The sequence below is a fragment of the Shinella pollutisoli genome (assembly GCF_024609765.1).
Lineage (GTDB): Bacteria > Pseudomonadota > Alphaproteobacteria > Rhizobiales > Rhizobiaceae > Shinella > Shinella pollutisoli.
Genome location: NZ_JANFDG010000003.1, coordinates 269,469 through 276,111 on the forward strand (window position 1 = coordinate 269,469; position 6,643 = coordinate 276,111).

Sequence of the window (6,643 nt, forward strand, 5' to 3'; positions counted from 1 at the left end):
CCTCGTCAGGGCGGTAGAATTTCCTGTCCTCGGCATTTTTGAGAGGTTCGATTTTTACTGCATGGAAGGAGGATTCCAGCAGAGATAGACTCCATTCATCGGTGGGTAACATCACTCCCGGCAAGTTTGAAACCCGAAACTCTCCCGGATCGGACGGGAAGTCGATCCCAGGTCGCTTTCCAATAGTAATCGCCGCCAATATCGCCAACATATACAAACGCGCCTGTTCCAGCCATGTCCGGCGGACCGAGGCTTCGAGGCCCGGAAATTTGGCATGCAATGCCTCACGTCCCGCCTTGCGTGGAAGCCTTGTGCGCTATACTTCGATTCCATCGCAGCATTGCCACGGTTCCGGACCTTGCATTTTCGCGCCCCGCTGTTTCGTCTTCTGGTCTTCCTGTTGCTGATCGCGGGCACGTGCCTTTTCGTGCTCTACGGCGCGCTGAGCCGGCCTGCGAGCGACATCGTCCTGCGCGGCGTCGATGCCGAGGGCCGCATCCTCGCCGAGATCGACGGCCGGGCGGGCGAGCTTCGCGGCCTGCTCGGGGCCGGCGCGGCGCCCGGGACGGCGATCCGGCTGGAGCCGGCGGATTTCATCGAGGAACCGGACATGCTTCCGGGCTACGCGGCCTTCGACCGCTTCCTCGAACGGCAGGGCGCGATCACCGCGCTCATGACCGGTCCCCGCCTCGCCGCCCTTCTTGCGGATGACGGGGGCGAGCACGTCGTGCCCGTCGCCGTCCAGCCGTCGCGCGCCCTCGACTCGCTGCCCGCCGCCTTCTGGGTGCAGCTCGCCGCAGGCTTCCTCACGGCCACCATCGCCGCCTTCTTCGTGGCGCTGAGGCCAGCCCATCCGCCGGTCGTCGCCTTCGCCACCGCGGGGTTCGGCGTCGCGGGCGCGGCCTTCTCGGCGGCGATCTACAGCACGCGCCATCTCGGCCTCGACCCGGCGCTGTTCACGGCGCTCTCCATCGTCAACCAGTTCTCCACCTTCCTCTTCGGCGTCGCGACCATCTATCTCTTCGCGATCTATCCGACGGCGGTCGTGCGGCCGGCGCGGCTGTGGCCCGTGCCGGCGGCGAGCCTCGCCTGTCTCGTGCTCTACCGGCTGCAATGGGCCCCGCACGGGCTCGTCGCCGCGCAGACCGTCATCGTCCTCATGCTGGTGGCGATCGTCGCGCTGGTGGCGGCGCAGTACCGGGCGACGCGGCGCGATCCGGCGGGACGCGCGGTGCTGCTCTGGCTCGGCCTGTCGGTGATCATCGGCGCGGGCGTCTTCGTCGTCTTCGTCGCGCTGCCGGTCGCGCTCGGCTCCGAGGGGCTGATCACCCAGGCGCTGGGCTTCATCCCGCTCGCCGCGATCTATATCGGCACGGCGCTCGCCATCGCCCGCTTCCGCCTGTTCGATCTCGGCCGCTGGGCCTATCGCGTGCTGCTCTACACCGCCATGCTCGCGCTGCTCTTCGCCTGCGACGCGGCGCTGGTGATGCTGTTCAGGCTCACCCCGACCGCATCGCTCGCCATCGCCGTGGCGATGGCCGGCATCGCCTACCTGCCGCTGCGCGACTTTCTGTTCGAGAAGCTCTTCCGCAGCGGCACGCCCGACATCGCCGACCTCTACCGCCGCACCGTCTCGGTCGGCCTGCAGCCGACGGCGGCGGCCCGCGCCGATGCCTGGATCGGAACGCTGAAGGCGACCTTCCGGCCGATGCATGTCGAGCGGCGGGAGACGGGGGCCGAGCGGCCGGAGCTGCTTTCCGACGGCGAGGGCCTCGCGATCCCCGCCTTCGCGGGCCTGCCGGCCGCGGAGCTGCGCTTCGCCGAGGAGGGCCGGCGGCTGTTCAACCCGCGTGACGCGGCGCTGGCCGGCGAGCTCGCCCGGCTGGTGGAGACGACCATCGCCGACCGCGCCTCCTACGACCGCGGCGTGGCCGAGGAGCGCAGCCGCATCGCCCGCGACCTGCACGACGAGGTGGGCGCGACGCTGCTGTCCGGCCTGCACGCCGCCGATCCCGACCGCCGGCACGAATGCATCGTCGACGCGCTCTCCGACATCCGCCAGATCGCCAGCGGGCTCGCCGGCCGCGACGTGACGCTTTCGAGCCTCATCGCCCAGATGCGCCATGAAAGCCGGATACGGGCGGAGCTGCATGGCTTCTCGCTCTCCTGGCCGCTCGACCCGGCCGCCGACGACAGCGAGATCGTGCTGCCCTATACGCTCCACCGCAATTTCCACGCCATCCACCGCGAGGCGCTCTCCAACGCGCTGGCGCACGGCGTGCCGGGCGAGATCGCGGTGCGTTCCGCGCTTGCAGGCGGCCGGCTGACGCACAGCGTCTCCAATGCCCGCGCGCCGGCCGGAAAGCCCGCCGCAGAGCCGGGCCTGCGCCACCACGGCTCGGCCAACATGCAGGCCCGCGCCCGCGCGCTCGGCGGAAAACTTGCCGTCGACGACGGCGGCGGCATCCATTCCGTCCGCCTCGAATTCCCCGTCACGGAGCCTCCGCCATGAACGAGACGCACAGCCTCGCCGGCCGTTCGGTGCTGGTGGTGGAGGACAATCGCGAGGTGCGAACGGGCATCTGCCGCGCCCTGCAGGCCGCCTTCGCCGGCCTTTCGGCCTCCGGCGTCGCGACGGCCGGCGAGGCGCGCCGGCTGCTGTTCGGCCCGGAGCGCCGCGCCTTCGATCTGGCGCTGGTCGATATCGGCCTGCCGGACGGCGACGGCGTCGAGATCATCCGCGCCATCGCCGACGCCCTGCCGGAGACCATGCCCGTCGTCATCACCATCTTCGACAACGACCGCACGCTGTTCGATGCGCTGGCCGCCGGCGCGAAGGGCTACATCCTCAAGAGCGCGACCATGGCGAGCCTCATCGAGCAGCTGCGCCGCATCGACGCCGGCGAGCCGCCGCTCTCGCCGCAGATCGCCCACCGGATGATCGCGCATTTCCGCGCCATGCCCCGCCTGTCCGCGAAGGCGGAGGACGGGGAGCCCGCCGAGGCGCTGACCCGGCGCGAGCAGGAGGTGCTGTCGCTGCTCGGCAAGGGGCTGACGGCGGTCGACATCGCAGCGGCCCTCGGCATGGCGCGCAACACCTGCGCCACCCACATCAAGGCGATCTACCGCAAGCTGCGCATCTCCAGCCGCGCCGAGGCCGCGCTGGAGGCCGACCGGCGCGGGCTGCTCCGCGACCGGGGCGACGGCTGAAGCGCCCGCTCCTCACCCGTTCGGGGGATACCGGGCCGGGAGGAATTCATCGATAAGGTTTCCGGACGCGCGGGGGCCTGAGTCGATCCTCCCGATCCGTCTCCTCGTCATACCCCGACACGCCATCCGGAGCTGATCATGGCCACGATACAAGGCACGAAGAATAGCGACAAACTCTTCGGCACGAACGAAATCTTCGACATGATCCGCGGCTATGCGGGCAACGACCGCATCTATGGACGCCTCGGTTACGATTACGTGGACGGCGGCGACGGCAAGGACATCATCGACGGTTCGTTCCAGGCCGACCAGCTCGACGGCGGCAACGGCAACGACGCGCTCTACGGCCGCTCCGGCGACGACACGCTGACGGGCGGCGCGGGCAAGGACAGGCTCTACGGAGGCTCCGGCCGCGACCGGCTCGTCGTCGGCACTGCCGCGCAGGCCGTCGGCGACATCGTCAACGGCGGCTCGGGCATCGATACGCTGGTGGTCGACTATTCGGCCTACAAGGCCGGCCTCAGGATCAAGATCGGCGACTGGATCAAGACCGCGTCCTTCACGGGCGGCTTCAAGGTCGTCAACGTCGAGGCCTTCACCATCACCGGCACCGCCAGGGCCGACACCATCACCGGCGGCCACTACAACGACACCTTCTCCGGCGGCGCCGGCAACGACACGCTCTCCGGCGGCCGCGGCCAGGACTGGCTGGACGGCGGCGCGGGCAACGATACGCTCAGGGGCGGGACGGGCACCGACTACCTGATGGGCGGCACGGGCAACGATACGCTCCACGGCGACGCAGGCCGGGACACGCTGAGCGGCGGTGCCGGCAACGACAGGCTCTACGGCGGCGCGGACGACGACGCGCTCTCTGGCAACGAGGGCGACGACACCCTTTCCGGCGATGCCGGCAACGACACGCTGAACGGCGGCGCCGGCAGCGACAGGCTCTACGGCGGCGCCGGCCACGACACGCTCGAGGGCGGCGACGGCAACGACGTGCTGGAAGGCGGCAGCGGCAACGACACCTATATCCACCGCGTCGGCACGCTCGCCGGCAAGGACAGGATCGTCGATTCGAGCGGCAGCGACCGGCTCGTCGTCGAGGGCCTGACCGGCAACTTCACCGCCGCGGCGGCGAGCGCCACCGGCACGCTCTCCGACGGCACCACTTACAAGGGCATCGAGCATTTCACCATCAAGGCCTCCGGCGGCGGCGACAACGTCATCGTCACCGGCGCGGGCGACGACATCGTCTCTAGCTATGACGGCAACGACACGCTGAAGGGCGGCGCGGGCAACGACGAGCTCGACGCCGGGCGCGGCGTCGACCATGCGGAGGGCGGCGCGGGCAACGACCACGTGCTGCTCGGTGCGGGCGGCGCGGACACCGCCGACGGCGGCGCGGGGACGGACAGGCTGACCGTGATCCGCGACGGCACCGACGCGCTGGCCTTCCGCGTGACCGGCAACAACGCGACGCTGTCGGACGGCAGCGCGTTCACCGGTTTCGAAACCTTCTCCGTCAGCTTCGGCGGCGGCGACGACGTGGTGGAAGCGGTGGGTTCGGCGCAATCCGTCGCCTTCTACGGCAACGGCGGCAACGACAGGCTCCTCGGCACCGGCGGCAACGACCGGCTTTCGGGCGGCGACGGCAACGACACGCTCACCGGCCATGGCGGCGACGACGACATCGACGGCGGCTACGGCGACGACGTGATCGACGCCGGCGCGGGCAACGACCGCGTCGTCGACAACGGCGGCCGCAACACGATCTTGACGGGCGTCGGCAACGACGAGGTCCATCTCCAGAGCTACAGCTACGGCGCAATCGTGATGGACAACACCGTCGACCTCGGCAGCGGCAACGACATGCTGGGCGCCTTCCTGCGCGCCGGCGAGACGCTGAACGCCCAGGGCGGCGCTGGCACGGACACGGCGCGCATCAACCTCGGCAGCTTCACGAAGAACCTCACCTTCGTCCTCTCGTCCAGCGCCTCCGTGACGAATGCGTCGGTGACGCTGAAGGGCTTCGAGATCATCGACATCACCGGCGGCACGGGCGGCGATACCTTCACCGGCGGCAGGCACGACGACACGCTGCGCGGCGGCGAGGGCGCGGATACGCTGAAGGGCGGCGACGGCCACGACTTCATCTCCGGCGATGGCGGCAACGACAGGCTCTACGGCGGCAACGGCAACGACACGATCTACGGCGACAGCTACTTCTTCAACAAGAGCCGCGACGTGATCGACGCCGGCGCGGGCAACGACACCGTCTATGCCGGCCTCGGCGACAACGCCAACGGCGGCAGCGGCAAGGATGCCCTCTGGGTGATGCTGGCGGAGCAGAAGAAGAGCTACACGCTGACCTTCTCCAAGACGATCAAGCTCGACTCGAAGACCGTCTACAAGAATTTCGAGTCGCTCGGCTACATGGGCAGCCAGGGCAAGGACATCGTCACCGGCTCGGGCAGCGACGACTACATCGATGGCGGGCTCGGCAACGACACGCTGAAGGGCGGCAGGGGCAACGACCGGCTGACCGACGGCGCGGGCAGCGACAAGCTCTACGGCGGGCACGGCGACGACTATTTCTACAGGAACGCCGCCGGCGGCAAGGACCTCTTCGACGGCGGCACCGGCACCGACACGCTGTTCTTCTCCACCGGCGCCCTCTCGGCCATCGTCGACCTGGAGAAGCAGTCGAACAACGGCGGCAGCGCCAAGGGACTGGAGATCCGCAACATCGAGACCATCATCGGCTCCTATCTCGACGACGACATCCGCGGCAATTCGGCGGCCAACCGGCTGGACGGCGGCTACGGCGACGACGTGCTGCAGGGCCGCGGCGGCAACGACGTCCTGATCGGCGGCGGCGGCGACGACTGGCTGACGGGCGGGGCGGGCAGGGACAGGTTCGTCTTCGATTCCGCCAGCCGCGGCGGCGACGGCGACGTCATCACCGATTTCACCCGCGGTACGGACAAGCTCGCCATCAGCGGCTACAGCTTCGGCATGAACAAGACGGTCAACCTCGTCACCGGCGCGGACCCGGCGGCCAGGAGCACCAAGCCGGTCTTCCTGTTCGAGACCGACAACGGCCGTCTCTGGTATGATGCCGACGGCAAGGGCGACAACGCCGACAAGGAGCTGATCGCCACGCTGCAGGGCGTGACCAAGCTCTCCGCCGGCGACTTCGACTTCCTTTGAGCGAAGGCTGGGGCCCGTCCTCTCCGCCAGGGAGGACGGCTCAAGAGGGGCGGATGAGGGGGATGAAACGGCCTTCGGGCGCGGGACATTCCCCCTCATCCTGCTGTCTCCCGGCCTATCGGCCACCCGAGCGACCGGGGTTTACGGACGGATAAAAAAGCAACGGTGTTAGGCCGCAAGCGTTTTTGTGAGATGGTCTCTCATTCTTGCGTTGAGG

At 69.1% G+C, this 6,643-nt stretch carries 3 protein-coding genes; all 3 read left to right on the forward strand.

The features are described 5' to 3' along the window. Positions 1-400 precede the first annotated feature (400 nt). Positions 401-2,512, forward strand: coding sequence for a sensor histidine kinase (locus NNZ72_RS04070; RefSeq protein ID WP_257313090.1), 2,112 nt, complete (start codon positions 401-403; stop codon positions 2,510-2,512). Next, complete coding sequence (locus NNZ72_RS04075; RefSeq protein WP_257313092.1) at positions 2,509-3,210, forward strand: response regulator; 702 nt, start codon at positions 2,509-2,511, stop codon at positions 3,208-3,210. Before NNZ72_RS04070 ends, NNZ72_RS04075 begins: the two co-directional genes overlap by 4 nt. Before the next feature lie 138 nt (positions 3,211-3,348). Continuing rightward, positions 3,349-6,426 (forward strand): calcium-binding protein, encoded by a 3,078-nt coding sequence (locus NNZ72_RS04080; RefSeq protein WP_257313095.1) that lies wholly within the window; start codon positions 3,349-3,351, stop codon positions 6,424-6,426. The last annotated feature ends 217 nt before the right edge of the window (positions 6,427-6,643 follow it).

What these genes read in the sequence shown, in the direction of transcription:
- NNZ72_RS04075 (WP_257313092.1), top strand. Translation starts at nt 2,509, where the DNA reads ATGAACGAGACGCACAGCCTCGCCGGCCGTTCGGTGCTGGTGGTGGAG.
- NNZ72_RS04080 (WP_257313095.1), top strand. Translation starts at nt 3,349, where the DNA reads ATGGCCACGATACAAGGCACGAAGAATAGCGACAAACTCTTCGGCACG.